This is a genomic window from Streptomyces sp. NPDC051064 (genome assembly GCF_044455985.1).
In the GTDB taxonomy this organism is placed as follows: domain Bacteria; phylum Actinomycetota; class Actinomycetes; order Streptomycetales; family Streptomycetaceae; genus Streptomyces.
In genome coordinates, this window is sequence record NZ_JBITFK010000007.1 from 154,390 (window position 1) to 179,103 (window position 24,714).

Sequence of the window (24,714 nt, forward strand, 5' to 3'; positions counted from 1 at the left end):
AGTCCTCCATCCCCCCGGAGTCCAGCCATGAGGCGCGCAGGCGTTCGTCCGCAGACAGCGTTGCCCGTGGCTTCCGGCGGTCGGACCTCCCGGTGGCTGCCGTGAGCGCTGACACGTTCGTCCTCGGCGTCGACTCGGGCGGGTCGGGGCTCCGCGTGGCGCTCGGGCCGGTGGACGCGGAGAACCCGGCGCTGACCGTGGCGTGCGCCGAGCCGGTGCGGACGGGTGCGGACGGCATAGACGCCGGACATCTGCTGGAGCAGCTGCTGCCCGCCGTACGCGGGCTGCTGGAGCAGGCGGGTTCCGGGGCGACCGTCGTCGCCGCCGCGATCGGGGCCGCCGGAATGGCGACCCTCGGCGAACAGCTGCGCGCTCTCCTGCCGGACGCGCTCGCCGACTCCCTGGGTGTACTGCGGGTGGCGCTGGCCGCAGACGCGGTGACCGCGTACGCCGGAGCACTGGGACAGCGACCCGGAGCGGTGGTCGCGGGCGGCACGGGCCTGATCGCGCTCGGCACCGATCTCACGTCGTGGCGCAGGGCGGACGGCTGGGGGCATCTGCTGGGCGACAGCGGCGGCGGCGCCTGGATCGGCCGGGCGGGACTCGATGCTGCGATGCGGGCCCACGACGGCCGCCGCGGAGGGTCGTCCGTGCTGCTGGCGCGGCTCGAGGCCGCCTTCGGGCCGGTCAGCGGCCTTCCGGGCCTGCTCTATCCGCGTACGGACCGTCCGGCGCTGCTCGCCTCGTTCGCCCCCGAGGTCGGGGCCTGCGCCCTCCAGGACGAGGTCGCGGCGGGCATCCTGCGGGAGGCGGCCGCCCACATCGCCGAGGCAGCGGCAGCGGTGTGTCCCCGTACCGCCGGCTCCCGCCCCGATGGGTATGAAGTCTCTCTGACCGGTGGGCTGTTCCGCCTGGGCGAGCCTCTTCTCGGCCCGCTGCGGGGCGAGCTGGCGCAGCAGGTCCCGCAGGCACGGGTGGTTCCGGCGAAGGGCGATCCGCTGCACGGTGCTCTGGAGATCGCCCGCGCCCTCGCAGGAGCGGGGCTGCGACTCCCGGCCCACCCGTCACTGCTCTTCGTACCGGGAGTAACCTAGACGATTCGAGCGGTCGTCCGTCCGGACAGAGCAGGTCAGTTGCCTGCTATGCCATTCAACAGACATATACGGACAGATAACGCCTGACGGCCCCCTCCCCGAACAGAGGGGTACCCAAAACCAGTAGCATGCGGCGCCATGAGCACCCCCACTGGGCCCGCTTCCGGCCTGCCTGTACGAATGCCGCGACCTCGCCAGTCCGGACGGCACCGCCGCCCGGAGCCCGTGGTCGCACCTGAGGGCGCTGCCGCGCTCGTTCTTGCCCTTCCCGGTACCCCTTCCCCGGCCTCGCGCAGCCTGGCCGAGGAAGTGATCAGCATCGCCCGCTCCGAGCTGCCCGGGCTGAACGCGCAGATCGGCTATCTCGACGGCGACGACGCCGAATATCCCACTCTCGCCTCCGCGCTCACCCATGTCGCCGCCGAGCGCACCGCGCGCTACGAGCAGGCCGTCGCCGCGGGCCGCGAGGTCGCCGAGCCCTCGGGCCCGTCCGCCGTCGTGGTGCCGCTGCTCGCCGGCCCGGACAGCGCCCTGATCCGGCGCATACGGCAGGCCGTCATGGAGAGCGGCACGCAGGCCGAGCTGACCGACGTACTGGGTCCGCACCCGCTGCTCGCCGAGGCACTGCACGTACGCCTTTCGGAGGCCGGTCTGGCGCGCGCCGACCGCGCGAGGCTGTTCACCGTGGCGACCGCGGCCGACGGCATCGTGCTGGCCACGGTGGGCGGCGAGGAGGCCGTGCAGGCCGCCGGGATCACCGGCATGCTGCTGGCCGCCCGTCTCGCCGTACCCGTGATGGCCGCGGCCCTGGACGTGGAGGGTTCGGTCGCCTCGATCGCCGCGCAGCTGCAGAACTCCGGTTCGGGGCAGCTGGCGCTCGCGCCGTACCTGGTGGGCCCGGAGATCGACCCCGGGCTGCTGGACGCCGCCGCGAAGGAGGCCGGCTGCTCGACCGCCGAGCCGCTCGGCGCGTACCCGGCCATCGGGAAGCTGGTGCTCTCGCTGTACGCGACGACGCTGGGCATCACCCCGGAGACCCCCCAGGGGGCGGCGCAGGCGCACTGATCCGCGCCACGCACGTGCCGGGCGATGCGGCGCGGACCGGTTCTCGCCGGTCCGCGCCGCATGCCGTGGCGGGGCCGGGCGTCAGGCGAAGACCACGCAGGAGGCGGCCGGAACCTCGATGGAGCCCGCGTGCGCCGGGATTCCCGTCTCCGCGTCCACGGCGAACCAGCTGACGTTCCCGGAGTGCTCGTTGGCGGCGTAGAGCCACTGCCCGGTGGGGTCCAGGGTGAGATCGCGGGGCCAGCGTCCGCCGCAGCCCACAGCCGCCGCCAGGGCGAGTTTCTCGGCCGTCTCGTCGAGTGTGAGGACGGAGATGCTGTCGTGGCCGCGATTGGCGGTCCACAGGAACCGGCCGTCGTGCGAGACCACCACTTCCGACGGGTACGTACGCCCGCCGGCGCCCTCGTCGTGGTCGTGCGGCAGCACCTGCGTCTCGCCGAGCGGTTCGAGCAGACCTCCCGCCGCGTTCCAGCGGCACACGGTGACCGTCGGCTCGAGCTCGTTCAGGACGTACGCGTGTCCCCCGGACGGGTGAAAGGCGAGATGGCGCGGTCCGGTCCCCGGCCGCAGTGCCGTCTCGGCGTGCAGCCGCAGGGAGCCGGTGGCGGGGTCGAGCGCGCAGACGCGTACGGAATCCGTACCGAGGTCCACGCTCAGCACCCAGTTCCCCGAGGGGTCGGCCAGCACCTGGTGCGCGTGCGGGCCCGACTGGCGGCCGTCGTCGGGACCTCGGCCCTCGTGCCGCAGCACCCCGGCTGCCGGGCCGGGTGAGCCGTCGTCCCGGACCGGCAGCGCGGTGACGCTCCCGGAGCCGTAGTTGGCCGTCAGGAGGTGGCCCGCGGCGAGGGTCAGGTGGGTCGGGCTGCCCCCGCCGACCGGCCGTACCTCGCCGAGCAGCCGGGGCGTGCCGTCGTCGTCGATGCCGAAGGCCGCGGCGGCGCCGTCGGAGGTCTCGCTGACCGCGTACAGCACGGGGTCGCCCGTCCCGGGAGCACGGCCGACCGCGAGGAAGGAGGGGTCGGCGACGGCGTCGGTGGACGCGAGGAGGGACGGCGCCCCGGTCTCCCGGTCGACGGCGGCGACACTGATGCCGAGTCCGCCCGCTGAGGTGAACGACCCTATGAATGCCCGCTTCTCCTGGTCGGCGCCCATCCCGCTACCCCTCTTCACGTCCGTCACGATCTTCCCGGCCGACGGTAGCAGGCGACGTTTCCCGGTCCGGGCCTGAACAGGGAGCGTCAGGCTGCCGATCGGCAGCCTGGGCCGGGTGACGCTCGACGATCCCGCCGTGCGTGACGGCTCAGGCGCCGGCCGGAATCCGGCGGGACCTGCGGAGGGGCACCGCGAGTTCGAGCAGGGCCTGCTCCAGCGCATGGAGGTGGGCGAGCATCTGTTCGGCGCCCGTCGGCTCCGTAGCCGTCATGTCGTCGGGCCGGAGGTGCCGCCCGACGGCCGGCGCATCGGTGAGGGCCTCGACGGCCGCCTCCACCCGCCAGCAGGCCGCGGCGAGCCGGACGTCGTGCGAGGCTTCCGGGTCGGCAGCGACGGAGGCCAGGCCGCGCACCTCGCGTACGCAGTCGTCGAGCAGCGCGAGCACCTGCCGCGCCCGTTGTTTGCGGGCCTTCAGCGGGTTGAGCGGGTGCACCAGCGGCGCGAGCGACAAGCGCACCCGGCCGAGGATCGCCTCCAGCTCGACGACGCGCCCGGGTGGGTCGGCGTCCTCGCTCCCGGCGAGCCGGGCGGCGGCCTCCGCCGTGCATGTGTGCACGCATCGCAGCGCCCGCTCCACCCAGGCCTCGGTCACCGAGTGCGTGGTCACCGGCAGCACGAACAGCACCGCCAGTACGGCGCCGAGGGCCCCGACCGCCGTCTCGGTCACCCGCAGCACGAGCAGACCGGTGTCGAGCACACCGAGCAGCCCGTACAGCATGCTCGCCATGACGGTCACGGCCAGCATCATCCAGGTGTAGGAGACAGCGGCGGTGTAGAAGATCCCGAACACACTGATCGCCACGACCACGGCGGCGACGACCGGCTCATGGTGCAGCGGCACAGCCACGGCGAAGCCCAACCCGATCCCGAGCACCGTGCCCAGGAATCGCCGGAACCCGCGGACGACGGTCTCGCCTCGCGAGGTCGTGGCCACGAACACCCACCAAGTGGCGCCGACAGCCCAGTACCAACGCTGGTCGGAGAGCACCTGCCCCACCGCGAGCGCGAACCCCGCTCCCACTGTCGCTTGCACGGCCTGCCGCGTCGTGATCCGCGCGAGCCCGGATGCCCCGGCGGGGAGGGCGACCGCCACGGGGGCCTCGAGCCGCCGCTCGTAGCACCACGCACCGAACCTCACCGCCGACGACGCGACGAGCGACAGCAGCACGGCCGCGTACAGCTCGGGCAGCCGGCCGGGCACGGTGTGCAGGAACTGGGCGGAGAAATAGGACATGAAGCCGAACACGCCCAGCGAGTGCCCGCGGGGTCCCCATCGCCTCGCGTACACCCCCGCCCCCACGACGGCGAGGAACGCCAGGTCGCGGGCGACGGGTACGTCGTGCAGGACGGCGGCGAGCGTGAGTACCGGGAGGCCGACGACGGGGAGGAATGCGGTCGTGATCGCCTGCCCACGCACCGTCGCGTCGGTCACCGTGAACAGTGCGAGCAGCGCGGCCAGGCCACCGCTGACGGCCGCCGCGAGCGAGTGCCCGGCGGCCCCGCACAGCGCGACCGCGAGCCCGATGCCGAGCACAGCCCGGGAAGCGAACCGCAGCCGTATCTGTCCCGGATCCGGTGCCACGAACGCCCTCTTCAGCAAGTTGCCCCGTACCTTTCGCACACAGACCAGCGCCGACATGAGAAAGGCGCCGCGGAGATCCCCGGGGGACCCGCAGCGCCATTGATACCTCTATCTCAGCACCTGGGGGGCTAATGGTTCAACCGATACCCATTCCACTGGTCCATCGGTCCACAAATGGCTGACATCGCTCGGCCGATGCAGGGCCAACGGACCAGCCGCACGCGATACCGCCGCACGAACAGCGCAGAAGCCTTGGACGACGGAACTCCGGCTCGGGCCACTGGCGGCCGGTGGTCAGCTCCCGAGCCCGCCGTCACTGCTGAGCAGTTGCCCGTTGATCCATCCGCCCCGCTCGGAGCAGAGGAAACCGAGTCGGCCCGCCGAGCCCGCGAGGCAGCCGCAGACGAGGCGCGTCAGGCGGGTTGGACGACGAGCACGGCGAGGTCATGTCGTACTCGGCCTCAGCGGCTGATGGTGGCGAGTGCTGCGGCGTACTGCTCGTCGGTCACCGGTTCCAGCCACGTGGTGCCATCGCCGTCGGCATCGCCGACGACCATGGCGATGTGGGCCATGAGAGTGGTGTCGGTACCTCCGTGCCAGTGCTCCTCTCCGGGCGGGCACTTGACGGTCTGCCCGGCGCTGACCCGCACGACCTCGCCTTCACGGGTGCCGACGAGGCCGACGCCGTCGGTGATGTAGAGGGTCTGGCCCTTGGCGTGCGAGTGCCAGTTGGTGCGGGCGCCGGGGGTGAAGCGGACCAGTGCGGTCGCCAGCCGGGCCGGTGCGACGGGGGCCTCGATCATGTTCAGGTAGACGTCGCCGGTGAAGCGCCCGGCGGGGGCCTTGACGGTCTGGGTCTGCGTGATGTGTTCCACGGAGGTGCTCCTTGCTGTGCTGATGCGGCGGGGGCGGTGTGGGCTGCGGTCGCGCGGTGAGAGTCCGGGACGCTCTCGGACGTCGCCGAAAAGCACCTTGCCGGGCGGCGCGAGGCATCGGGCTGTACTGCAGCATTTCGACCGGCCCGAGCGCCTCGGCCGCGTCCCGGAGGGCGCCGGTGAGCGCGGCCGGGTCCAGGACGTCCGCGGAGAATCCGCGGGCCTGGATGCCGTCGCGGCGGAGCTCATCCGTCAGGTGCTCGAGGTGTTCGGCGCTGCGGGCGACCAGGGCGGCGCCGTGGCCGGCGGCGCCGAAGCGGCGGGCGGTGGCCGGTCCGAGGCCGGGACCGGCACCGACGAGAACGTACGTGGTCACGCGGGGGTCCGTTTCGAGCGGGCCGGGGCCGGCCGTTCGGCCCCGGCGAACGGGAATGTGCGGGTCAGGGCTTGAGAAGTGCCTTGATGGCGCGTCGCTCGTCCATCGCCTTGTATCCCTCGGCCACCTGGTCCAGGGGCAGGGTGAGGTCGAAGACCTTGCCCGGGTCGATCCGGCCCGACATGACGCGCTCGATGAGGTCGGGCAGGTAGCGGCGCACCGGGGCGGGTCCGCCGCGCAGGCCGACGTGGGAGAAGAACAGCTCCTGCCCGTCGACCGCGACCTCGTGCGGGACGCCGACGAAGCCGACATTGCCGCCGGGCCGGGCTGAGTGGAGCGCCTGCTGCATGGCCTGCGCGGTACCGACGCACTCCAGCACGCTGTCGGCGCCGATACCGCCGGTGAGGTCCTTGATCCGGGCGATGCCCTCGTCGCCGCGCTCGGTGACGATGTCGGTGGCGCCGAACTCGCGAGCGAGCCTCTGCCGGGGTTCGTGGCGGCTCATCGCGATGATCCGCTCCGCACCCATCTCCTTCGCCGCGATCACGGCCGACAGACCGACCGCACCGTCGCCGACGACGACGGCGGTCGAGCCGGGCTTCACCTCGGCGGCGTCGGCCGCCCACCAGCCGGTGCCCATGACGTCGGAGACGGCCAGCAGACCCGGCCAGAACTCCTCGCCCGGGACCTCGTCGGTGGCGACCAGGGTGCCCTGGGCGTTCGGGATGCGTACGTAGTCCGCCTGGCAGGTGCTCATGAACTCCCTGTGCAGGCAGTTCGACTGAAAGCCGTTACGGCAGTTCGCACAGGTGTTGTCCGAGGTCGCGAAGGAGCCGATGACGAACTGGCCCGGCTTCACCGAGGTGACTTCGCTGCCGACCTCCTCGACGAAGCCGACGTACTCGTGCCCCATGGGGTGCGGGTCACCGATCGGCTCCAGACCGCGCCAGGGCCACAGGTCGGACCCACATACGCACGAGACGGCCGTGCGGATGACCGCATCGGTCGGGTGGAGGATTTTCGGGTCGTCCAGCGTCTCGAAGCGGACGTCACCGGGGGCATGGATCACTGCGCCGCGCATGAGGGGTTCCTTTGCGTACGTGGTCCGGACCGCTGCTGCGGTCCGCGTGCAACCGGCCTGGGACACGAGTTGTTGCATGCCAGGGCCGGGTGGCCCCCTCCTCGCCGACGGACGGCCGGGGAGAAGCACCACGTCTTCCAGGTAACCGCCCCTCGTCACGGGCAGCCAGTCACCGTCGATGGGTGTACCCGCAGTACATCCCTCCCGCGGCCCGCTGCACGTACGGTCGAAGGGTGGACAACCATCAGGAGGTCCGCGAGTTCCTCACCTCGCGGCGAGCCAAGATCACCCCCGAGCAGGCCGGACTGCCCTCCGGGCCCCGGCGCCGCGTTCCCGGCCTGCGCCGCAGTGAGGTCGCGGCCCTGGCCGACATGAGCGTGGAGTACTACGCCAAGCTCGAACGCGGCAACCTCGCCGGCGTCTCCCCCGCCGTTCTCGAAGCCGTCGCCCGCGCCCTCCGGCTCGACGACGCCGAACGAGCCCACCTGCTCCATCTGGCCCAGGCCGCCGACGGCTCCGACGCTCTCGGCCGCCCCCGGCGTCGGCGGCCCGCCCGTCAGTGGACGCCGCACAGCAGCCTGCAGTGGACGCTCGACGCGATCACGGCCGGCCCCGCGTTCGTCCGGAACGGCCGCATGGACATCCTCGCCGTCAACGCTCTCGCCCGGGCCTTCTACGGCGACGTCTACGCCACCGCCCACAACCAGGAGAACCTGGCCCGCTTCACGTTCCTGGACCCCGCCTCCCGCCGCTTCTACCCCGACTGGGGCCTCGCCGCCGACGTCACCGTCGCGATCCTGCGCACCGAGGCCGGCCGCAACCCCCACGACAAGGACCTCCACGACCTGGTCGGCGAGCTGTCCACCCGCAGCGACGAGTTCCGCACCCGCTGGGGTGCCCACAACGTCCGCCACCACGGCACCGGCACCAAGAACTTCCATCACCACGCCGTCGGTGACCTCACCCTCGCCTTCGAGGGGCTGGAGATGGCGGCCGAACCCGGCCTCACCCTCACCATCTACACCGCCGAGCCCGGCTCTCCCTCCGAAGAGGGCCTGCGCCTGCTCGCCTCGTGGGCCGCGACGCAGGATGCCCTCGCCGGCCGTCCCCTGGACAGGTGACCGTATCGGCGGTCCCAGCGGGTCCCGAAGCGTATCGACGACGTAGCACGCCCTGTCACGCTGAGTATCGTGCTCCGTCGGGCTTGATGCGCTCCAGGAGATCAGCGTTCACGGCGGCAGGATGATTCACTGCACGGAGTGAACATGCGCCTGGCTGGTCCGTATGAGGGCTTCCGGCGGCGAGCGGATGAGGCTGCGATGAGTGAACTGACGAAGCCCGAGATCGACCTCCCGGAGGGTGACGCTCCCGCCGAGCTGACGATCCGCGATCTCGTCGTCGGGGACGGGCTCGAGGCGAAGCCGGGCAGGGTCGTCCAGGTTCACTACGTCGGGGTCACCTTCGAGTCCGGAAAGGAATTCGACAACTCCTGGGACCGGGGCCGGACGTTCAAGTTCGCCGTGGGCGGTGGCAAGGTGATCAAGGGCTGGGACCGCGGGGTCAGAGGGATGAGGGCCGGCGGCCGGCGCGAGATCATCGTCCCCCCGCGTCTCGGCTACGGCAACCAGTCACCCTCGCCGTCGATCCCGGCGGGCTCGACACTCGTCTTCGTGGTGGACCTGCTCTCCGTCGCAGCCTGAGGCGCGCGGCGGCCACCGGGATCGCCCTCGTCACCTCCATGGGCTCGTTCGCGGCGGCGGCCTCGCCGTCCCTGCTGGGGTTCATCCAGGAACGCACCGGCAGCCTCGCTCTCGGCCTGCAGATCAGTGCGGGCATCGTGCTGCCGGCCGTCATGCTGCTACTGCTCGGCGTCAAGGCCGGTGACCTGCGCGAGCAGCGCCCTTCCTGGGCCGGACCCCGGCGGGGGCTTCCGCAGATCCCTCGCGCGCGCTCCCTGGTGCCCCGTCAACGGCCGTACGTGGTGCGGCACAGGTCGACGATGTCGGCGGACGCGACCCCCCGCCCCGTCGCGCAGACGGTGCGCATGTCGTACGTCTGCCGCGGCCGCGCCCGGTGGGGCGTGCCCGCGCCACGCGGCGCTCCGGGCCGGACGGGAGCCGCACGTCGCGGCTGGTTCCGCGCCTCCTGGCGGCCCGGTGGCGCGACCGCGTCCGCCCGCCGGGCCGGAGCACGCGCCCCCTTCTCCTTCTTCCGCTTCTCGCCGTCCGCACGGTCCGGTCCCTCCTCGGTCCTCCCGAGGGCGTCATGGACGGCCGGGGGCGCGGTGGGCACCGTGGACGCCTGTGCGGCGGGGGCGTTTCCGGGACGTACGGAGACGGGGGACGCCGGCCTCTGCGCTTCGGCCTGGACGGAGACGCAGCCGGCCGTACTCAGCAGGGCGACGAGCACGAGGGGGATGGACCGCAGATTCATGCCCTGGTCAACGACGGGCAGTGCGAGCGGACACGTCCCGGAGCGCCGGGCGGAGGCGCTCAGTCGGACAGGCCGGACCGGGCGATCCCCAGCGCGCGGTGGATGGTGCGGGACAGCGAAGCCGGCTGTGCGTCCGGGCTCCACGCCCACTGCTCGACCGCGATGCGGAGCGCCCCGTTGAGCAGGGTCGCCTGCACCCGTGGCTCGAGGTCGTCCGACCCGTGGCCCGTCCGCTCGGCGATGACCGCGGCGAAGGCCGGCTCCGCGTCGTGGTGGACCTGCAGCCACACGGCGCGCAGCCCGGGTTCGGTCCGGGTGAGCAGGACCAGGTCGCGCAGGGCGTCCGCGTCGGCGTCCGCCGATGCGACCGGGTGTGAGGACGGGGTCCCCACGACGGCTTCCACCAGCGGCCGGTCGCGCGGCCACGACCTCATGAGCGCGATGACGAAGTCGAGCGCGTAGGTCAGCAGGGGGCGGACGCACAGCTCCTTCGAGGAGGTGTAGCGCCACAGGGTCCGCTGCGAGATTCCCGCGGCGGCGGCGATCTCCTCGGCGGTGGTCGCGGCCACACCCCGGTCGGCGAAGAGGCGCACGGCTTCACGGGCGATCTCCAGCCGGGTCGCGGCCTTGCGGCGTTCCGTCAGCGGCGGGCGTCCGAGGCGGACTCCACCGCGGGCCGCGGCTCCGGCGGTGGCCGCGGCGGGGTCCGGCGCCCCTCCGGCGTGCGCGGCTTCCACGGTTTTCGGCCACCTTCCTTCACGGCTGGGCCCACCCATCGTAGCGATATCTTTTCTGGCACCACTTGCCATTTTGGCATTGCCCGCCATTAAAGGTAGCGTGCCTACCCTGTCGACGAACCCGAGGAGCATCACGTGAGCACCACCACCAGCGGCCCGGGCCGCAGCGTCATCGTCACCGGCGCCGGCTCGGGCATCGGCCGGGCGACCGCTCTGCTGTTCGCGAAGGAGGGGGCCCGCATCGTGATCGCCGACGTCGACGAGGCGGCCGCCCGAACCGTCGCGGAGGAGGCGGAACAGGCCGGCGGGACCGCGGTCACCGCGATCGGGGATCTCCGGGACCAGGCCGTCGTCGACCGGGTGGCCGCGACGGCGGTGGCGGAGTTCGGCGGCATAGACGTCCTGGTCAACAACGCCGGAATCATGGACAGCATGTCGGCGGCGGCCGACACCGGTGACGACGAGTGGGAGCGCGTCATCGCCATCAACCTCACGGCTCCGTTCCGCCTCACGCGGGCCGTGCTGCCGCACATGCTCGCCGCGGGGAAGGGCGCCGTCGTCTTCACCGCCTCCGAGGCCTCCCTGAGGGGCAGCGCCGCGGGTGCCGCGTACACGGCCTCCAAGCACGGCATCGCGGGCCTGACCAAGTCCTTGGCCGTCATGTACCGCGACAAGGGCATCCGCTCCAACGCCATCGCGCCCGGCGGGACGATCACCAACATCCGGGTCGATGCCGACCGGGGCGCCCACGGGCCGGCCGCTCTCGCCCCCTACATGGGCAACGTCGGTTCGCCCGCCCGGGCGGAGGAGCAGGCGGCGGCGATCCTCTTCCTGGCATCCGACGCGGCGAGCAACATCAACGGGGCGATCCTCCCCGTCGACAACGGCTGGTCCGCGGTCTGAGCCCCTGGCCCTGGGTAGAGTCGGGCGACCGATCACCGAGCCAGGAGGAGCACAGCCCGACATGGCGGTGGACGCCCTCGACACCCGCATCCTGCGGCTGCTCATCGAGCAGCCGCGCACCAGCGTGCGCGAGTACGCGCGCATCCTCGGCGTGGCACGCGGGACCCTGCAAGCCCGGATGGACCGTCTGGAGCGGGACGGAGTGATCACGGGCACGGGCCCCGCCCTCTCCCCCGCGGCCCTCGGCCACCCGGTACTCGCCTTCGTACATCTGGAGGTGACGCAGGGGCATCTGGACGAGGTGGGTGACGCGCTCGCCGCCGTCCCGGAGATCATCGAGGCGTTCTCGACGACCGGGGGCGGCGACCTCCTGACTCGCGTCGTGGCCCGCGACAACGGGCATCTGGAGGATGTGATCCAGCAGCTGATCCAGCTCCCCGGAGTGGTCAGGACCCGGACGGATGTGGCTCTGCGCGAGCGTGTGGCACACCGGGTCCTGCCGCTGGTCGAGTCGGTGGGGCGGGCAGCGGGCCCCGGCTGATCACCGTCGGGCATGCTGGAGGCCATGAAGACCGCGCCCTTCCCCGCCCCGCCCGTACTCTTCGATCTCGACGGCACCCTGGTGGACAGCGAGCCGAACTACTACGAGGCGGGGCGCCGGCTGCTCGCCCGGTACGGCGTGCGGGACTTCAGCTGGGAGAACCACACCCGCTTCATCGGGATCGGCACCCGGGAGACCCTCATGGTCCTGCGGGAGGAGTACGGGATCGAGGCGCCGGTCGACGAACTCCTGGCCGGCAAGAACGCCCTGTACGTGGAGCTCGCCGGTGCCTCGACCGAAGCCTTCCCGGAGATGCGGGCCCTCGTCGAGCGGCTGCACGAGGACGGGGTGCCGATGGCGGTGGCGTCGGGGTCCTCCAGGGCGGCGATCGCGGCCTCGCTCGCGGTCACGGGGCTGGAGGCGTACCTCCCGCTGTACGTCTCAGCGGAGGAGGTGGCGCACGGCAAGCCGGAGCCCGACGTGTTCCTGGAGGCGGCCCGCCGGCTCGGTGTGGCCCCCGGCTCGTGCGTGGTCCTGGAGGACGCCGTCCCGGGAGTCCGGGCGGCTCACGCGGCGGGAATGCGCTGCGTCGCCGTTCCCGACGCCCACGCGGCGGCCGACGGCCCGGAGTTCGGGAAGGCGGAGTTGCTGTTCCCGGGCGGGCAGGCGGAATTCACCGCTGCCGCCGTGCTGGACTGGCTCCACGCCGGGTGAGAACAAGCCGGTCCGGCCCGCCGATTGGCCGGATCCGGCGTCTCGTGCTCCGGCCGGGCGAGCGGGGGTCCCCGGGGGCAGATATCCTGATCATGCCGCGCACCCCGACGCACCGTACCGAGGCGATGAGCCCGATGAGGTCGCCGCCGCGGCAGTCGGAGAGGGCCATAATTCGAGATTGGTGTGCACAGGTGCTGGTTGCTGGGCGGTACCGGCTGATATCCCCCATCGGTCGTGGCGGTATGGGTGAGGTGTGGCGCGCCACGGACGAAGTGCTGGGCCGGGCCGTGGCGGTGAAGCTGCTGCTGGGCGACCAGGCCGATGCCTCGTCGACCGCACGCTTCCGCCTCGAGGCGCAGACGGCCGCGCGTCTGAGCCACCCTCACCTGGTGGCCGTGTTCGACTTCGGCTCCTGGGAGGACCGCTTCTATCTCGTGATGGAGCTGGTCGAGGGAAGGAGCCTCGGGGATCTGCTGGAGGCTCAGGAGACCGTCCATCCCGAGCAGGTCGCCCGTATCGCCGGCCAGGCCGCCGCCGGTCTCGCCGCCGCTCACCGGCAGGGCATCGTCCACCGGGACATCAAGCCCGGCAACCTGATGCTGGACTCCGACGGGTCCGTGAAGATCGGGGACTTCGGCATCGCCCAGTTCGTCGACGACCCCTCCACCGCGCTGACCACGGCCGGCCATATCGTCGGTACGAGCCTTTATCTGGCTCCCGAGCGGGCCCTCGGCCGTACGGCGGACTCCGCGTCGGACATGTACTCGCTGGGCTGCGTCATCTATCAACTGCTGGCCGGGCAGCCGCCGTTCCGCTCGGACACGGCGACCGCGACGCTCTACCAGCACGTGGACACGCCGCCGGTGCCGGTCAGGCAGCGGGGGGTGGACATCTCCCCCGCGTTCGACTCGTACCTCCTGGGCCTGCTGGCGAAGCAGCCCGAGGACCGGCCGAGCGCGCAGCAGGTCTCGGACTGGTTCCGTACGGATGCCTGGCGTGGCCGGCCGGAGCCGCTGCCGCACCACGCGGCCGCCGCCCCGCGGCCCGCCGCGCATGTCCCTCCGCCGCCGGCCCCGGGCGCCCAGGCCGCCGGGGGCCCGTCGACGTACCGGCTGCCGCAGTCCGGCGGCCGCAGACGGGCGGCTCCCGCACCCCGGACGTCCAGATCCGCGGCCAGATCGGCCACGACGCGCCGGATCAGCACGAGTGAGGCCATCCGCCGCCGCCCGCGCGTGGCGAGTGCAGTGGCCGGTACGGTCGCCTTCCTGGCTGCGGTGTATCTGGGCACGATCATCTTCGCACCGGACACCGGGGCGGCGGACACCCCGGATCCCGGCTCCTCGCCGACTGCGGGGCTCGAGTCACCCGCGCCGACCGGACCGGCGGTGGAGCCGGCCCAGGACGGCGAGGGCGAGGACGACTGAGCCTTCGGCTCACCAGCGCGCGTGGACCTCTGCGCGGATCCGGCGGTCGTACAGGTCGCGCACCGCGTCGAGGGTGCTCTGCGGGAGTGGCGGGAGAGCGGCGGCCGACGCGTTGGCCCGGGCCTGCTCCACCGACCGTGCACCGGGGATGACGCCGGTGACACCGGGCTGCTGGATGATCCAGCGCAGTGCGGTCTGTGCCGGGGTGGCGCCCTCGGGAGCGAATCCGGCGAACTCCGCGGCGGCGGCCACACCCGTCGCGTAGTCGATGCCGGAGAACGTCTCGCCCTGGTCGAACGCCTCGCCGTGGCGGTTGTACGTGCGGTGGTCCTCGGGAGCGAAGACCGTGTCGGCGGTGTACTTGCCGGACAGCAGCCCGGAGGCGAGCGGAACGCGCGCGATGATGCCGACCCCGGCCTCCGCCGCGGCCGGGAGGACCTCGTCGAGGGGCTTCAGGCGGAAGGGGTTGAGGATGATCTGGACACTCGCGACTCCGGGCCTGGCGATGGCCGTGAGCGCCTCGGCGCATGTCTCCACGCTCACCGCGTACGAGGCGATCCGCTGCTCGGAGACGAGCGTGTCGAGGGCGTCGTACACGGCGTCGGAGGAGTAGACCGCCGTGGGCGGGCAGTGCAGTTGTACGAGATCGAGGGTGTCGACGCCTAGGTTGGCGCGCGAGCGGTCGTTCCAGGTACGGAAGTTGTCCAGGACGTAGTTCTCCGGAACCTGTTCGGCTCGCCTGCCCATCTTGGTGGCGACGAAGACGTCCGCGTCCGGGCGTTCCTTCAGATAGCGGCCGATCAGCTGTTCGCTGCGGCCGTCGCCGTAGACGTCGGCGGTGTCGAAGAAGGTGACTCCCGACTCGACGGCGGCGTCGAGGACGCCGAAGGCATCGGCCTCCCGCACCTCGCCCCAGTCCCCGCCCAGCTGCCAGGTGCCCTGTCCTACGACCGATACGTCACGGCCGGTCCTGCCGAGTGTGCGCTGCTCCATACGGATCATGCTACGTCCGCACGCGGACCGGCGGCGGTGGCCGGCGCCGGTCCGCGTCCGCGCTCAGTCGGCTGTGGTCACGCGGACGTAGTCGACGACGAGCTGCTGCGGGAAGCTCGTGCTGCCGTCGGGGTCGCCCGGCCAGTAACCGCCCACGGCGAGGTTGAGGATGAGGAAGAACGGCTTGTCGAACACCCAGGCGTTGCCGTTGAGGTCCGCGGGTGTCCTGCGCTGGTAGACGGTTCCGTCGACGGACCAGGTGATGGAGTCGGGGGCCCAGTCCACGGCGAAGGTGTGGAAGTCGTCGGCGAAGGCGGATCCGCCGGGGAGGGTGTAGCCGGCGCCGATGCCGCCGCTGCCGGAGTAGCCGGGACCGTGCAGCGTGCCGTGGACGGTGCCGGGTTCGAAGCCGACGTTCTCCATGACGTCGATCTCACCGCTGTCGGGCCAGCCGACGCTGCCGATGTCGGCGCCCAGCATCCAGAAGGCCGGCCAGATGCCCTGTCCGCGCGGGATCTTCATCCTGCTCTCGACGTGCCCGTACGTCGCGGTGAACTTACCGGAGGTGTTCAGCCGGGACGAGGTGTACTCGCAGGTCCCGTACCAGCACTGGTAGGTGCCGGGGTTCTCCTTGCGCGCGGTGATGACCAGGTTGCCCCGGCCGTCGAGGGCGGCGTTGCTGTTGCCCGCCGTGTAGTACTGCCGCTCGTGGTTGTTGACGTTGTCGCCGGTCTCCGTCAGCCACTTGCCGCCGTCGACGGCCGAGCCCGCGGGGCCGTCGAACTCGTCGGCGAAGGCCACGGCCGCCGTCCGGGAAGTCGTGGAGGACGCAGCCGTGTGGGGGGCGGGTGCGGCCGAGGCTCCGCCGGGAAGTGCGGTCATGACCATGGAGCAGCAGAGCAGGGAGAGTGCGGCGTACAGCGTCGCACGGCGCCTCCTGGGGAGGCGGCGCACGGCGTGGTGGGGAGAATGCACGGTCATCACATCTTTTCGGGGTGGGGGGATGACAGTCATGCGCATGACAGATGGACACCGAGAGGTGAACGCTTGGCACGCTCGCCCCGGGCGGCATCTTTCAACACGTGATTTAAGGGAGTGGTCCGAGGCCCGTCAAGGATCTGGTCCAGACCGGGCGGGTGCGGGTAGAAGTCGACGCGGCGGGGAACGGACAACTCATGCGCATCCGCACCGAAGTCACCCTTCCCGCCACCCTCGCCCTGGCCGTCGCCCTGCTGGCTCCGGCCGGTGCCGCGACGGCCTCCTCCGCCGCACCCGCTGTCCCGACCTGTCGGGAGAGCAGCCTGAAGGTCGCCGCCACAGCCTCCGACCAGCCCGAGACGCTGCGCATCAGCGTCACCAACCGGGGCCGCCAGGCCTGCGTCGTCGACCGCATCCCCACCATCGTCTTCGGCGACCTGGACGGCCCGGCCCTGCCGGTGCCCGAGGGCGAGAGCGGTCCGTACCGTCTGCCGGCGGGCGGATCCGGCTACGCCGCGGTGCGCACCCTGGACCCGGCGGCCACGGAGCTGCGGGTGGTGGACCGGCTGACGGTCGCCGGGGACCCCGCGCACCGCGGGCGGACCTTCGACTCCGCCTCGCTGGGGGCGGCGGACGGGATCCGGGTGTGGGAGCCGGTGACCACGTGGTGGCACCGCTCGAGCGCGGCGGCCGACGCGACGCTCGAGCGGTACACCGACTGACCGGACTCTCCGCACGGCTGCCACCGTGCGGCGTGCGGGCGGCGGCCGCACAGTGGAGACATGGGCTGTGCGGGGCCTGCCCGGCCTCGGCCGGGCAGGCGCGCATCGTCCTACCGCATCCTGGCGGAAGGATCAGGCGTGGATACCGAGAGCACACGGCGTTTCGTGGTGCAGATCCACGACGCCCGGCGCATGCATTTCGATTTCCGTCTCGAGGTCGGCGGCGTCCTGAAGTCCTGGGCCGTGCCGCGCGGCCCGTCGGACAACCCCAGCGACAAACGGCTGGCCGTGCCGACGGATGACCACCCCTTGGAGTACCGAGAGTTCGAGGGCGTCATTCCGCGGGACGAGCAGGGCAGCGGCACCGTGATCGTCTGGGACCAGGGCACCTACACCCCGACCAGCCATGACCTCGCGGGTGACCCCGTGCCGTTCGCCGAGTCCCTGGAACGCGGGCACGCCACGTTCCGGCTCGAGGGGGCCAAGCTGCACGGGGAGTTCGCGCTCACCCGCTTCCGCATCGACGACGAGGAAGGGACCCGGGGGCCGGAGGCCTGGCTGCTGATCAAGGCGAACGACCGGCAGGCCGTCCACGACCGGGCGGGCACCCCCGATCCGTACCACGCACGCTCGGCCCGCACCGGCCGCACGCTGCACCAGGTCGCCGTGGCCGAGCGGGAGCGCGCCCACTGAGCACTCACCGGAGGGGCGGCGCGTCGCCGGACCCGGTGAGCCGGTCCAGGACGTCTGTGTAGCGGGAGCGCTTGTCGGGACGGGCCTGGCCGACGGCGTGCCGCAGAGCGGGGACGGCGGCTCCGCCCATCAGCAGCAGCCCCTCGGCGGCCTCTCCGCGGACCGCCGGATGCGTGTGGCCGAGCAGGGCGACCAGCGCGGGAACGGCGGGTTCCCAGGCGGCGTGGCAGAGCGTCCTGATGGCCATGCGCCGGATGTCCGGCTGCGGGTCGTCCAGCAGTACGGCCGTGTGGAGCAGGTGGGCCGGCCGGTCCAGCATGGTGCGCGAGATCCGGTGGGCGTGCAGCCTGACCTTGGGCCGGGGATGGGTCAGCAGCTCACCTATCACCTCCTTCAGGGCGGGGTCCGGGGCCGGGGCCCGGCCGGTGTGCTCCTCGGCGAGGCGGGAGAGGGCCCTGCGTATCTGCTCCGGTCCCCCGGTCCGGGCCAGACGCAGCAGTTCGGCGCGCCCGGGCCGGTGGACCGCTCCGGCGGGAGCCGTCGTACGGAGGCCGGAACCCGGCCCCTTGTCCAGGAGAAGCCTCTCGGCGAGGTCGTCCCGCCCCTCCGCGCGCAGCCGCTCCCGGATCCGCGTCCTGTCCGGGGAGCCCAGCAGCGGCCGTCCCGCCAGCAGGTCCAGGAGCCCCCAGGCTCCCGCCTCGATCCGGGGCAGGAGGTGGTCCGCCAGGACTTCCGCGGGTGCCGTCCGCAGGGCGTGGGCGGCTTCCGTCCGGAGACCGGCGGGGCCGTGCTCCCACCATCCGAGCAGCAGAGGGATCAGAGGAACGAGGTCCCAGGGGCCCAGGTGCGGGGCGAGGCGGACCACCCTGGCGAGCATGATCCCTCCACCGCTCAGCTCCGCGGGAGCGACGGTGGCCAGTGCGCGCGCCAGGCGCTGTCCGGGCGGCAGGTCGACACGTCCTCGGAGGTACGCGTCGAGGATCGCGCGTGCCGTCTCCGGCTCCGGCCAGTCCAGGAGCTGCCGGGCGGCGGCGGATCTGCGGCCGGGGTCCGGCGCTTCCAGCGTGTCCATCAGCCGGGTGCGCCGCTCGGCGGAACGCGGCCGGCCGGGGGCGTCGCGTACGACTTCCGAAGCCGGGCCGGCTGTCTCGGAGAGCGTCCACGGGGGCGTTCCGAGGGGCTGAAGGTCCGTCATCCAGTCGACCAGAAGGGCGCGTACCCCGTCGTCGACGGCATCGGGGTATGCGTCGACAAGGGCGCTGAGGCGCTGCCTGGAGTCCGGCGGGTGCGGGGCGCGGCGCCGGAACTCCTCCAGGGCGCGACGGGTGCGCAGGGCCGGGAGCAGCGCGGACCGCCACGCTTCCGCCTCCTCACCGGGCATGGGCGGCTCCGGCATGCCGAACGCCTCACGCAGTACGGCGTTCTCGGCCTCCTGTACGTCGTCGTCGAGGCGGGCGGCGGCGAGGGCCCGGTCCAGGTCGCCTCTGACCGGCACGGCATCGCAGGCACGGAGGAGCCGCAGCGCCGACACGTGCTGAGGGGGTGTCATGGCGCGTACGGAAGCGGCGAGCGCCATGCGCTCCGGCCAGGGCAGCCGGGGCGCCACGGCCTGGAGTACGGCGAGGAGTCCGGGCCGGTGTTCCCGCTCACCCGCGAGACCGTCCGTCAGCACCTGGACGGAATCCGCCATCTTCTCCAGCTCGTCGGCCGGCCATGGTGCGGGGCACAACCGCAGGACGAGGCCGAGGACCCGGTCGCGGGCGCCCTCCGGCACGGACCGGGCCAGGCACAGCCACTCGGCCAGCATCGGCCGCAGCTCCCTCAGCCGCCGTGGCGGCAGAGCGTCCGGGCTGTCCGCGAGGCGCAGGGCGACCGGCGCGCTCCAGCCGTGGTCGACGAGCCGGACGGCCCGGGACTCGGCCTCGCCGGCCGGCAGATGGCCGGACGGTGCGATCCCGTACGCGGCCGACAGCTCCGCGAGGCCGGCGGCGCTCCCCGCGCCGAGGCGGATCCGGCCGTCGGCGACCGCGGCGAGCAGGTCCGGCACGAGCGGGGAGCCCTGATCGGCCAGGGCGACCACCGTGCGGGCGGTGAGGGTGCCGGTGAGTGTCCCCAGCAGCAGCGTGCGCTCACGGGGGTCGCCGGTGCGCGCCGCGACGGCGAGGACCGTGGCCGGGCAGGCGTCCCCCAGCACCGCGCGCAGCGCGGCGACCAGGCCGGCGCGCAGCCCCGGGTTGTCGTTGCGGCCGAGTGCGCGCAGGAGGCCGGGCACGGCGGCCGGTGTCCCGGCGCGCGCGAGGGCCGACGCGGCGGTCTTCCTGATGTTCATCGTGGGGTGGTCCAGGAGTGCGGCGATCGCCGGGCAGGCCCAGCGCGCCTCCGCGTGGCCGAGGGCCAGCAGCGACTGCCGTACGGTCTGGATGTCCTCGGCCCGGGTCAGGGCGATCAGCGTCGCCGACAGGGCCTGCGCGTCCTCGCCCGCCGCGCCCGCGGCCAGGAGGGCGATCACCTGCTTGCGCACATGCGGATCGCGGTGGCGGAGCAGCCGGTGCACGCGGGGGCGGGTCTCCGCGGACGGTGTGCGCCGCAGGACTTCGAGGAGGACGGACTGCTGACGGGCGGACAGGTCCGGCCGGTCCAGCAGGTCCAGGACGATTCCGGCCATCAGCGCGTCGCCGGCCTCCCGGGCGTCCCGGGCACCGAGCAGGCAGGACGGCCTGATCCTGCGCCGCTCGTGCAGGCGGCCTCCCAGACCGCGTACGGCGTCCACGATCTCCTGGGGGACCACGGGCTCCCCGGCGCGGGCCGGTTCCTGGTGCGGGCCGGTCTCCACCGTCTCCCACGAGGCCGCCAGTGCGCTCACGACCCTCAGCAGCAGGCCGGTGAGGGCGGGCAGGGTGGCGGCGCTCCCGCGGGCCGCGAGCGCGCACAGGGCCGCCACCGGGTCGGCCGGCTCCGGACCCGCGGCCAGCAGGGCCAGTTCGCGCTCGTCGGGAGCTCCGAGGTCGGCCGCGACGGCCGGTGGCACCGCGGTGGGGTCGACACGGGCGAGCAGGTGGCGCCGGAGGTCCGGATCGGTGTTGAGCTGCCACAGGAGCTCGAGTGCCCGGTGGCGTACGGGGCGGAGGAAGGGCGCGGTTCCACGGCCGTCGGGGTCCGGGCCGAGCGCCTCGGTCAGCGCCGCGACGGTGCGGTCTCCGCCGATGGCTTCGAGCGTGTCGAGGGCGGCGGCCGGGACTTCGGGCAGCAGCGCGAGGACTGCCTCCTCGGCGTCCTCGTGACGGAGTGCGCGGATCGCGCCGAGGAACGGCGCGGGCACGCGTGCGGAGGGGAGCAGCCGGGTGACGGCGGCCCCGATCGGCAGATCTCCCGTCCCCTGCCCGGCCAGGGCGACGAGCAGGTCGAGCCGGCGCGGCGCGCCCGGGTCGTCCGCCGGGGCGTCGACGAGCAGGTCCAGGACCGTCCGGCGGCAGGTGTAGAGGATCGTCGCGACCGTGCGGGGATCGATCGAGTGATCGGCCAGCGCCAGGCCGACGACGGCCGGTGCCTGCGACGCGTCGGGGAAGTGCCCGCGCCTGTGGAGCCCTTGCAGACAGCTCGTCGCGGGGCCGCCGAGCAGCAGCGGGTCCTGGGCCGCGATGTCCAGGAGCGTGCCGATGTCGCCGCGTCCCGCCAGATCACCGAGGAGTTCCATGGCCAGTCGGCGTAGTGCCGGAGGTGCGGCGGGGTCCGCCGCCGTACGCGGCAGCAGCGACCCGTGCCCGTGCCGGGCCGCGGCGGTGAGCGCGGATGCCGCGACCGCGCCCGGCCGGGCGGGGTCGAGATACGGGGCGAAGAGGGAGGCGGGAAGGGGGTCCGACGCCGCCCAGGGCTCGGCCAGTTCCTCCAGGGCGGCGGCCTCGACGGCGGTGTCGTCCGGGTCCGCGCCGAGCAGCCCGGCCAGATGGTCCCTGGCGAGGCCGGGGGCCAGCAGGCCGGCGTGCAGGCCCTGCCGGATCAGCCGGACCGCCTCCGCACGCAGGGTGGGGTCATGGGTGTCCAGGACCTCCGCCACGAGCCGGTCCGGCCGGTGGGCGTCCCAGGCGTCGATGGAGCGCACGGCCTGGTGGAGCGCTTCGCCGGGCGGCTCGTCGCGCAGCGCAGAGGGATCGGTGAGGAGTTCGGCCCGCAGCCAGGCGATCCGTACCCGTTCCGGCAGCGGGACCGTACGCCAGGCGGGCAGCCCGTGCGGGAGGTGGATCCCGAGACGCCCGTGCAGCCCGGCCAGGAGGAGCGACTCGTCGGGCGACTCGGGAACGTCCGGCGGCAGCAGTGCCGCCAGCTCGGCCGCTTCACCGGCCGGCAGGTGGGTCCCGGCCACCCGCTCGGCGAGGAGAGTGAGCCCCAGATGCCTCGTACGACGGTCCGCGTGTCCCACGAGCCGGCCGAGCTCGGAGACCGGGCAGAGGTCAACCGCCATGTCACGCCCCGGACGGCCCGTGTGTCGCTGCTGTATCCGCGCGTCCGCGGGGCTCGTGGTCACCCGGGGATATTAGGTGCGTACGGGACGGCTCAGCCAGTGGATACCGGTGCTGTCAGCGGACCACCCCGACCCGGGACGCCAGTTGCTCGCGCAGCCGGGTGAGGCGGGCGATCTCCGCGTCGAGGACGGCCAGTCTCCGCGCGGCGACCCCCGGGCTCTCCGCGTCCCCGTCACCCGATCCGCCGCAGCGCTGCGGCGGATCGTCCATCAGCAGGTCGAGACGGTCCGCGCAGTGGCTCAGATCCTCCACGGTGAGACCCAGGGCCAGCAGCTCCCGGATGAACCCGACCCGGGCGACATCGCGTGCGCTGTACTGCCGCTGCCCCGTGGTGCTGCGCGCCGGAGGGGGCAGCAGCCCCCGCTCCTCGTAGAACCGGAGCGCTCTCGGTGTCGTCCCGGCAGCCGCCGCCGCGTCACCGATCCGCATCTCCCCACCCCCACCTGCTGCTGTGCCGTCCCGGTGCTACAGCTCGACCACCACTGTGCCGAGATGCTGTCCGGCCATCAACTCGTGCAACGCGGAAGGTGCGTTGTGGATGCCCGTGATCCGTACATGCGGAAAGGTGATCTCGCCCGAGCGCAGCCACTCTCCGAACTTCCGGGTCCATTCGCCCTGGGCCTCGGGATGGTCCAGCCCGGTGATCCCCCGCATCGTGATCCGCTTGACGACCAGCTGGAAGGTGTCGATCTCGACCGGCGCCGTGGTGCCGCCCCCGTCTCCGGACAGCTGGCCCGCCAGCGTGCCGACCAGGACGAAACGGGCGCCGGGCCGTGCGGCCCGTACGGCCGCCCGCAGCTGTTCACCCCCGACCATGTCGACAAAGACATCAATACCCTCGGGAGCCGCTCCGGCCAGCCGGGCCGACAGGGATTCCTCCGGGCCCCTCGCCACGACCGCGTCGTATCCGAGAGCGTCCGTCATCCTCCGGGCCTTGGCCGGAGAACCCGTGGACCCGATGACACGTCCGGCCCCGAGCAACCGGGCGATCTGGCCTGCCATGGACCCGATGCCCCCGGCCCCGCCCGACACGAACACGGTCTCCCCCGGCCGGAGTTCCGCGATCCGGGTGAGCGCCGTGTACGCCAGGGAGCCCTGGGACAGATGAGCCGCCGGATCGGGGAGCCCGCCGCCGTCGAGGAGCGTGCACTCGGCGGCGGGCACCACCGCGTACTCCCGCCAGCCCTGGAAGTGCGAGACCGTCGCCCCCACGGGCGGTCCGGCGGGACCGCGCCGCGCCACGACCTCACCGACGGCTGGGCCGAACAGCGCGTCCCCAGGATTCAGACCGGAGAAGGGCGCGCCCTCCACCCCGCCGCCGATGAGGGTGCGCAGGGCGGGGAAGACCTGGAAGTACGTGTTGCGCACCAGCACCTCCCCCTTCCCCGGCCGGGGAAGGGGCTGCTCCACGACACGAAAGTGCTCGGGGCGCGGCAGCCCGTCGGGGACGGCCGCGAGCCGTACCTCCCGGGAGGTACGCGACAGGGTCGGGCGTGCGGTCATGGGCGGACTCCTCGTCTGCGTGCTCCGGGCCGGCCGGCCGGAAGCACGCAGACGCTAAACCCTGCCCCGTGCGTCAAGGGCAAGGGCCGGACCGCCTCAGGAGTTCGTGGTGGAGGCGAGGTGGGCGAACACCACCACGTTGTCCTCGTAGTCCTTCTTCTTCTTGTCGTAGACACCACCGCAGGTGATCAGCCGCAGCTGGGCGGTGCCGTTGTCGGCGTACACGCGGTCGTCCGGGAAGTCCTCCTTGCTGAAGGTCTCGACCGTGTCGACCTTGAACGTGGCGACGGAGCCGTCCCGGCGGGTGATGTCCACGGTGTTACCCGCCTTGAGCGTGCTGAGCAGCAGGAACACGGCGGGACCGGTCTTGGTGTCGACGTGCCCGGCGACCACCGAGGTGCCGCGCTCGCCAGGGGTGGCACCGTCCTTGAACCAGCCCGCGAGATTGGCGTCGTTCGCGGGCGGCGCGTCCAGCTGCCCGGAGGGGCCGATCGACAGGGGCGTGAAGGGAGCGTCGACGGCGATCGACTTGATCGAGATCCGTTCGGGCTCGGACCGGGCCAGCCCGAGGCCGGCGGAGGACGCGGATGCCGACGGTGTGGGCGCCGAGGCCGCGGGCAGGGACACCACGGCGGGGGCCGGCGGGACTCCGGCGGACGCGTCGAAGGAGTTGTAGACGAGGAGGAAGCCCAGCCCCACCGCCGCGACGGGCCACAGCAGGGAGCGGCCGAGGGCCGGGGAGGCGGGGACTGGTTCTGACGGCTGCGGGGCGGCCATGCGCATGCTGCCTTTCGCGTACGGGAGGGACGGGCGGCTGTACGGGGAAAATCGGCGCGGCCACCGCCCCGGAGGGGACGGCGGCCACGACAGATTCGGTCAACGGTGCGGAGCGCCGGTCAGGCGGCCGCCGCACCCGAGGCGTTGCGGCGGCGCAGCTTGTACGCGGCGGCACCCAGGCCACCGAGCATCAGCACCGAACCGGCGGCCAGGCCGCTGCCGGAGAGCGCCATCGCTCCACCGCCGGTGTGGACGCCGCCCTCGGGCTTCTCGTGCTTCCAGGTCTGCTCGCTGTCGCCGGAGCCGGACTCCTTGTCCTTCTCCCAGTCGTCCGCCGACACGCCGGCCAGCGCACCGCCACCGGCGTGGACGCCGCCCTCGGGCTTCTCGTGCTCCCACGAGTCCGGCTTCTCACGGTCGTCGTTGCTGCCGGAACCGGACTCCTTGTCCTTGTCCTTGTCCTTCTCCCAGTCGTCGGCCGACAGACCGGC

General features: G+C 72.9%; 22 protein-coding genes and 2 pseudogenes. 10 read left to right on the top strand and 14 right to left on the bottom strand.

The window, feature by feature from the left end:
* Window positions 1–101 precede the first annotated feature (101 nt).
* Together ACIBCU_RS25170 and ACIBCU_RS25175 are read left to right on the top strand one after the other, a co-directional pair.
* Window positions 102–1,094 carry an N-acetylglucosamine kinase gene (locus ACIBCU_RS25170; RefSeq protein ID WP_399234141.1) on the top strand — a complete coding sequence of 331 codons (993 nt, stop codon included), beginning with the start codon at window positions 102–104 and terminating at the stop codon, window positions 1,092–1,094.
* Window positions 1,095–1,232: 138 nt separating this feature from the next.
* Window positions 1,233–2,159: a sirohydrochlorin chelatase gene (locus tag ACIBCU_RS25175; protein WP_399234143.1), complete on the top strand. Its 927-nt coding sequence runs from the start codon at window positions 1,233–1,235 to the stop codon at window positions 2,157–2,159.
* Between the two features lie 81 nt (window positions 2,160–2,240).
* Here the strand turns inward: ACIBCU_RS25175 and ACIBCU_RS25180 are convergent, their stop codons facing one another.
* The 5 genes and pseudogenes from ACIBCU_RS25180 to ACIBCU_RS25200 form a co-directional block, all read right to left on the bottom strand.
* Window positions 2,241–3,311 carry a lactonase family protein gene (locus tag ACIBCU_RS25180; RefSeq protein WP_362927801.1) on the bottom strand — a complete coding sequence of 357 codons (1,071 nt, stop codon included), beginning with the start codon at window positions 3,309–3,311 and terminating at the stop codon, window positions 2,241–2,243.
* 148 nt (window positions 3,312–3,459) lie between these two features.
* A complete protein-coding gene (locus ACIBCU_RS25185) occupies window positions 3,460–4,971 on the bottom strand; it encodes an FUSC family protein (protein WP_362927602.1) in 1,512 nt (503 codons plus the stop codon).
* 443 nt (window positions 4,972–5,414) lie between these two features.
* Window positions 5,415–5,828: a cupin domain-containing protein gene (locus ACIBCU_RS25190; RefSeq protein ID WP_399234145.1), complete on the bottom strand. Its 414-nt coding sequence runs from the start codon at window positions 5,826–5,828 to the stop codon at window positions 5,415–5,417.
* Window positions 5,829–5,934: 106 nt separating this feature from the next.
* Window positions 5,935–6,204 (bottom strand): annotated as a pseudogene (locus ACIBCU_RS25195) (SDR family NAD(P)-dependent oxidoreductase); the annotation flags it as partial.
* A gap of 64 nt (window positions 6,205–6,268) precedes the next feature.
* Window positions 6,269–7,285: a zinc-dependent alcohol dehydrogenase family protein gene (locus ACIBCU_RS25200; protein WP_362927604.1), complete on the bottom strand. Its 1,017-nt coding sequence runs from the start codon at window positions 7,283–7,285 to the stop codon at window positions 6,269–6,271.
* 233 nt (window positions 7,286–7,518) lie between these two features.
* Here ACIBCU_RS25200 and ACIBCU_RS25205 point away from each other — a divergent pair, with 233 nt between their 5' ends.
* On the top strand, window positions 7,519–8,406 hold the full coding sequence (locus ACIBCU_RS25205) for a helix-turn-helix transcriptional regulator (protein WP_399234148.1): 888 nt from the start codon (window positions 7,519–7,521) through the stop codon (window positions 8,404–8,406).
* Between the two features lie 198 nt (window positions 8,407–8,604).
* Window positions 8,605–8,985: an FKBP-type peptidyl-prolyl cis-trans isomerase gene (locus ACIBCU_RS25210; RefSeq protein WP_362927606.1), complete on the top strand. Its 381-nt coding sequence runs from the start codon at window positions 8,605–8,607 to the stop codon at window positions 8,983–8,985.
* Window positions 8,986–9,250: 265 nt separating this feature from the next.
* Here the strand turns inward: ACIBCU_RS25210 and ACIBCU_RS25215 are convergent, their stop codons facing one another.
* Window positions 9,251–9,718, bottom strand: coding sequence for a hypothetical protein (locus tag ACIBCU_RS25215; protein WP_399234151.1), 468 nt, complete (start codon window positions 9,716–9,718; stop codon window positions 9,251–9,253).
* Window positions 9,719–9,777: 59 nt separating this feature from the next.
* Window positions 9,778–10,494 (bottom strand): TetR family transcriptional regulator, encoded by a 717-nt coding sequence (locus ACIBCU_RS25220; protein ID WP_399234152.1) that lies wholly within the window; start codon window positions 10,492–10,494, stop codon window positions 9,778–9,780.
* Between the two features lie 96 nt (window positions 10,495–10,590).
* Here ACIBCU_RS25220 and ACIBCU_RS25225 point away from each other — a divergent pair, with 96 nt between their 5' ends.
* The 4 genes from ACIBCU_RS25225 (at window position 10,591) to ACIBCU_RS25240 (ending at window position 14,037) form a co-directional block, all read left to right on the top strand.
* Complete coding sequence (locus tag ACIBCU_RS25225; RefSeq protein WP_399234154.1) at window positions 10,591–11,358, top strand: SDR family NAD(P)-dependent oxidoreductase; 768 nt, start codon at window positions 10,591–10,593, stop codon at window positions 11,356–11,358.
* A gap of 61 nt (window positions 11,359–11,419) precedes the next feature.
* A complete protein-coding gene (locus ACIBCU_RS25230) occupies window positions 11,420–11,899 on the top strand; it encodes an Lrp/AsnC family transcriptional regulator (RefSeq protein WP_362927609.1) in 480 nt (159 codons plus the stop codon).
* A gap of 24 nt (window positions 11,900–11,923) precedes the next feature.
* Window positions 11,924–12,613 carry an HAD family hydrolase gene (locus ACIBCU_RS25235; RefSeq protein WP_399234156.1) on the top strand — a complete coding sequence of 230 codons (690 nt, stop codon included), beginning with the start codon at window positions 11,924–11,926 and terminating at the stop codon, window positions 12,611–12,613.
* A gap of 242 nt (window positions 12,614–12,855) precedes the next feature.
* Window positions 12,856–14,037 carry a serine/threonine-protein kinase gene (locus tag ACIBCU_RS25240; RefSeq protein WP_399234158.1) on the top strand — a complete coding sequence of 394 codons (1,182 nt, stop codon included), beginning with the start codon at window positions 12,856–12,858 and terminating at the stop codon, window positions 14,035–14,037.
* Window positions 14,038–14,046: 9 nt separating this feature from the next.
* On the opposite strand, the gene ACIBCU_RS25245 is transcribed toward ACIBCU_RS25240, so the two are convergent.
* Both ACIBCU_RS25245 and ACIBCU_RS25250 read right to left on the bottom strand, forming a co-directional pair.
* A complete protein-coding gene (locus ACIBCU_RS25245) occupies window positions 14,047–15,039 on the bottom strand; it encodes an aldo/keto reductase (protein WP_399234160.1) in 993 nt (330 codons plus the stop codon).
* 54 nt (window positions 15,040–15,093) lie between these two features.
* Window positions 15,094–16,011: a family 16 glycosylhydrolase gene (locus tag ACIBCU_RS25250; protein ID WP_399234162.1), complete on the bottom strand. Its 918-nt coding sequence runs from the start codon at window positions 16,009–16,011 to the stop codon at window positions 15,094–15,096.
* A gap of 194 nt (window positions 16,012–16,205) precedes the next feature.
* Here ACIBCU_RS25250 and ACIBCU_RS25255 point away from each other — a divergent pair, with 194 nt between their 5' ends.
* Entirely contained in the window at window positions 16,206–16,730 is a 525-nt protein-coding gene (locus ACIBCU_RS25255) for a DUF4232 domain-containing protein (protein WP_362927614.1), read from the top strand.
* 138 nt (window positions 16,731–16,868) lie between these two features.
* Window positions 16,869–17,423: a DNA polymerase ligase N-terminal domain-containing protein gene (locus ACIBCU_RS25260; RefSeq protein WP_399234165.1), complete on the top strand. Its 555-nt coding sequence runs from the start codon at window positions 16,869–16,871 to the stop codon at window positions 17,421–17,423.
* Window positions 17,424–17,427: 4 nt separating this feature from the next.
* On the opposite strand, the gene ACIBCU_RS25265 is transcribed toward ACIBCU_RS25260, so the two are convergent.
* From ACIBCU_RS25265 to ACIBCU_RS25285, 5 genes and pseudogenes are all read right to left on the bottom strand, one after another.
* On the bottom strand, window positions 17,428–21,945 hold the full coding sequence (locus ACIBCU_RS25265; RefSeq protein WP_399234167.1) for a HEAT repeat domain-containing protein: 4,518 nt from the start codon (window positions 21,943–21,945) through the stop codon (window positions 17,428–17,430).
* 52 nt (window positions 21,946–21,997) lie between these two features.
* On the bottom strand, window positions 21,998–22,372 hold the full coding sequence (locus tag ACIBCU_RS25270) for a MerR family transcriptional regulator (protein WP_362927617.1): 375 nt from the start codon (window positions 22,370–22,372) through the stop codon (window positions 21,998–22,000).
* Between the two features lie 36 nt (window positions 22,373–22,408).
* Window positions 22,409–23,446 (bottom strand): NADP-dependent oxidoreductase, encoded by a 1,038-nt coding sequence (locus ACIBCU_RS25275; protein ID WP_362927618.1) that lies wholly within the window; start codon window positions 23,444–23,446, stop codon window positions 22,409–22,411.
* A 96-nt stretch (window positions 23,447–23,542) separates the two neighbouring features.
* Window positions 23,543–24,223 carry a class F sortase gene (locus ACIBCU_RS25280; protein WP_362927619.1) on the bottom strand — a complete coding sequence of 227 codons (681 nt, stop codon included), beginning with the start codon at window positions 24,221–24,223 and terminating at the stop codon, window positions 23,543–23,545.
* Between the two features lie 119 nt (window positions 24,224–24,342).
* Window positions 24,343–24,714: pseudogene (locus ACIBCU_RS25285) on the bottom strand (hypothetical protein); the annotation flags it as partial.

Coding starts and splice junctions, on each gene's coding strand:
- ACIBCU_RS25175 (WP_399234143.1), top strand. CDS start 1,233: ATGAGCACCCCCACTGGGCCCGCTTCCGGCCTGCCTGTACGAATGCCG.
- ACIBCU_RS25180 (WP_362927801.1), bottom strand. CDS start 3,311: ATGGGCGCCGACCAGGAGAAGCGGGCATTCATAGGGTCGTTCACCTCA.
- ACIBCU_RS25200 (WP_362927604.1), bottom strand. CDS start 7,285: ATGCGCGGCGCAGTGATCCATGCCCCCGGTGACGTCCGCTTCGAGACG.
- ACIBCU_RS25210 (WP_362927606.1), top strand. CDS start 8,605: ATGAGTGAACTGACGAAGCCCGAGATCGACCTCCCGGAGGGTGACGCT.
- ACIBCU_RS25215 (WP_399234151.1), bottom strand. CDS start 9,718: ATGAATCTGCGGTCCATCCCCCTCGTGCTCGTCGCCCTGCTGAGTACG.
- ACIBCU_RS25220 (WP_399234152.1), bottom strand. CDS start 10,494: ATGGGTGGGCCCAGCCGTGAAGGAAGGTGGCCGAAAACCGTGGAAGCC.
- ACIBCU_RS25230 (WP_362927609.1), top strand. CDS start 11,420: ATGGCGGTGGACGCCCTCGACACCCGCATCCTGCGGCTGCTCATCGAG.
- ACIBCU_RS25235 (WP_399234156.1), top strand. CDS start 11,924: ATGAAGACCGCGCCCTTCCCCGCCCCGCCCGTACTCTTCGATCTCGAC.
- ACIBCU_RS25240 (WP_399234158.1), top strand. CDS start 12,856: ATGGGTGAGGTGTGGCGCGCCACGGACGAAGTGCTGGGCCGGGCCGTG.
- ACIBCU_RS25245 (WP_399234160.1), bottom strand. CDS start 15,039: ATGATCCGTATGGAGCAGCGCACACTCGGCAGGACCGGCCGTGACGTA.
- ACIBCU_RS25250 (WP_399234162.1), bottom strand. CDS start 16,011: ATGACCGTGCATTCTCCCCACCACGCCGTGCGCCGCCTCCCCAGGAGG.
- ACIBCU_RS25255 (WP_362927614.1), top strand. CDS start 16,206: ATGCGCATCCGCACCGAAGTCACCCTTCCCGCCACCCTCGCCCTGGCC.
- ACIBCU_RS25270 (WP_362927617.1), bottom strand. CDS start 22,372: ATGCGGATCGGTGACGCGGCGGCGGCTGCCGGGACGACACCGAGAGCG.
- ACIBCU_RS25275 (WP_362927618.1), bottom strand. CDS start 23,446: ATGACCGCACGCCCGACCCTGTCGCGTACCTCCCGGGAGGTACGGCTC.
- ACIBCU_RS25280 (WP_362927619.1), bottom strand. CDS start 24,223: ATGGCCGCCCCGCAGCCGTCAGAACCAGTCCCCGCCTCCCCGGCCCTC.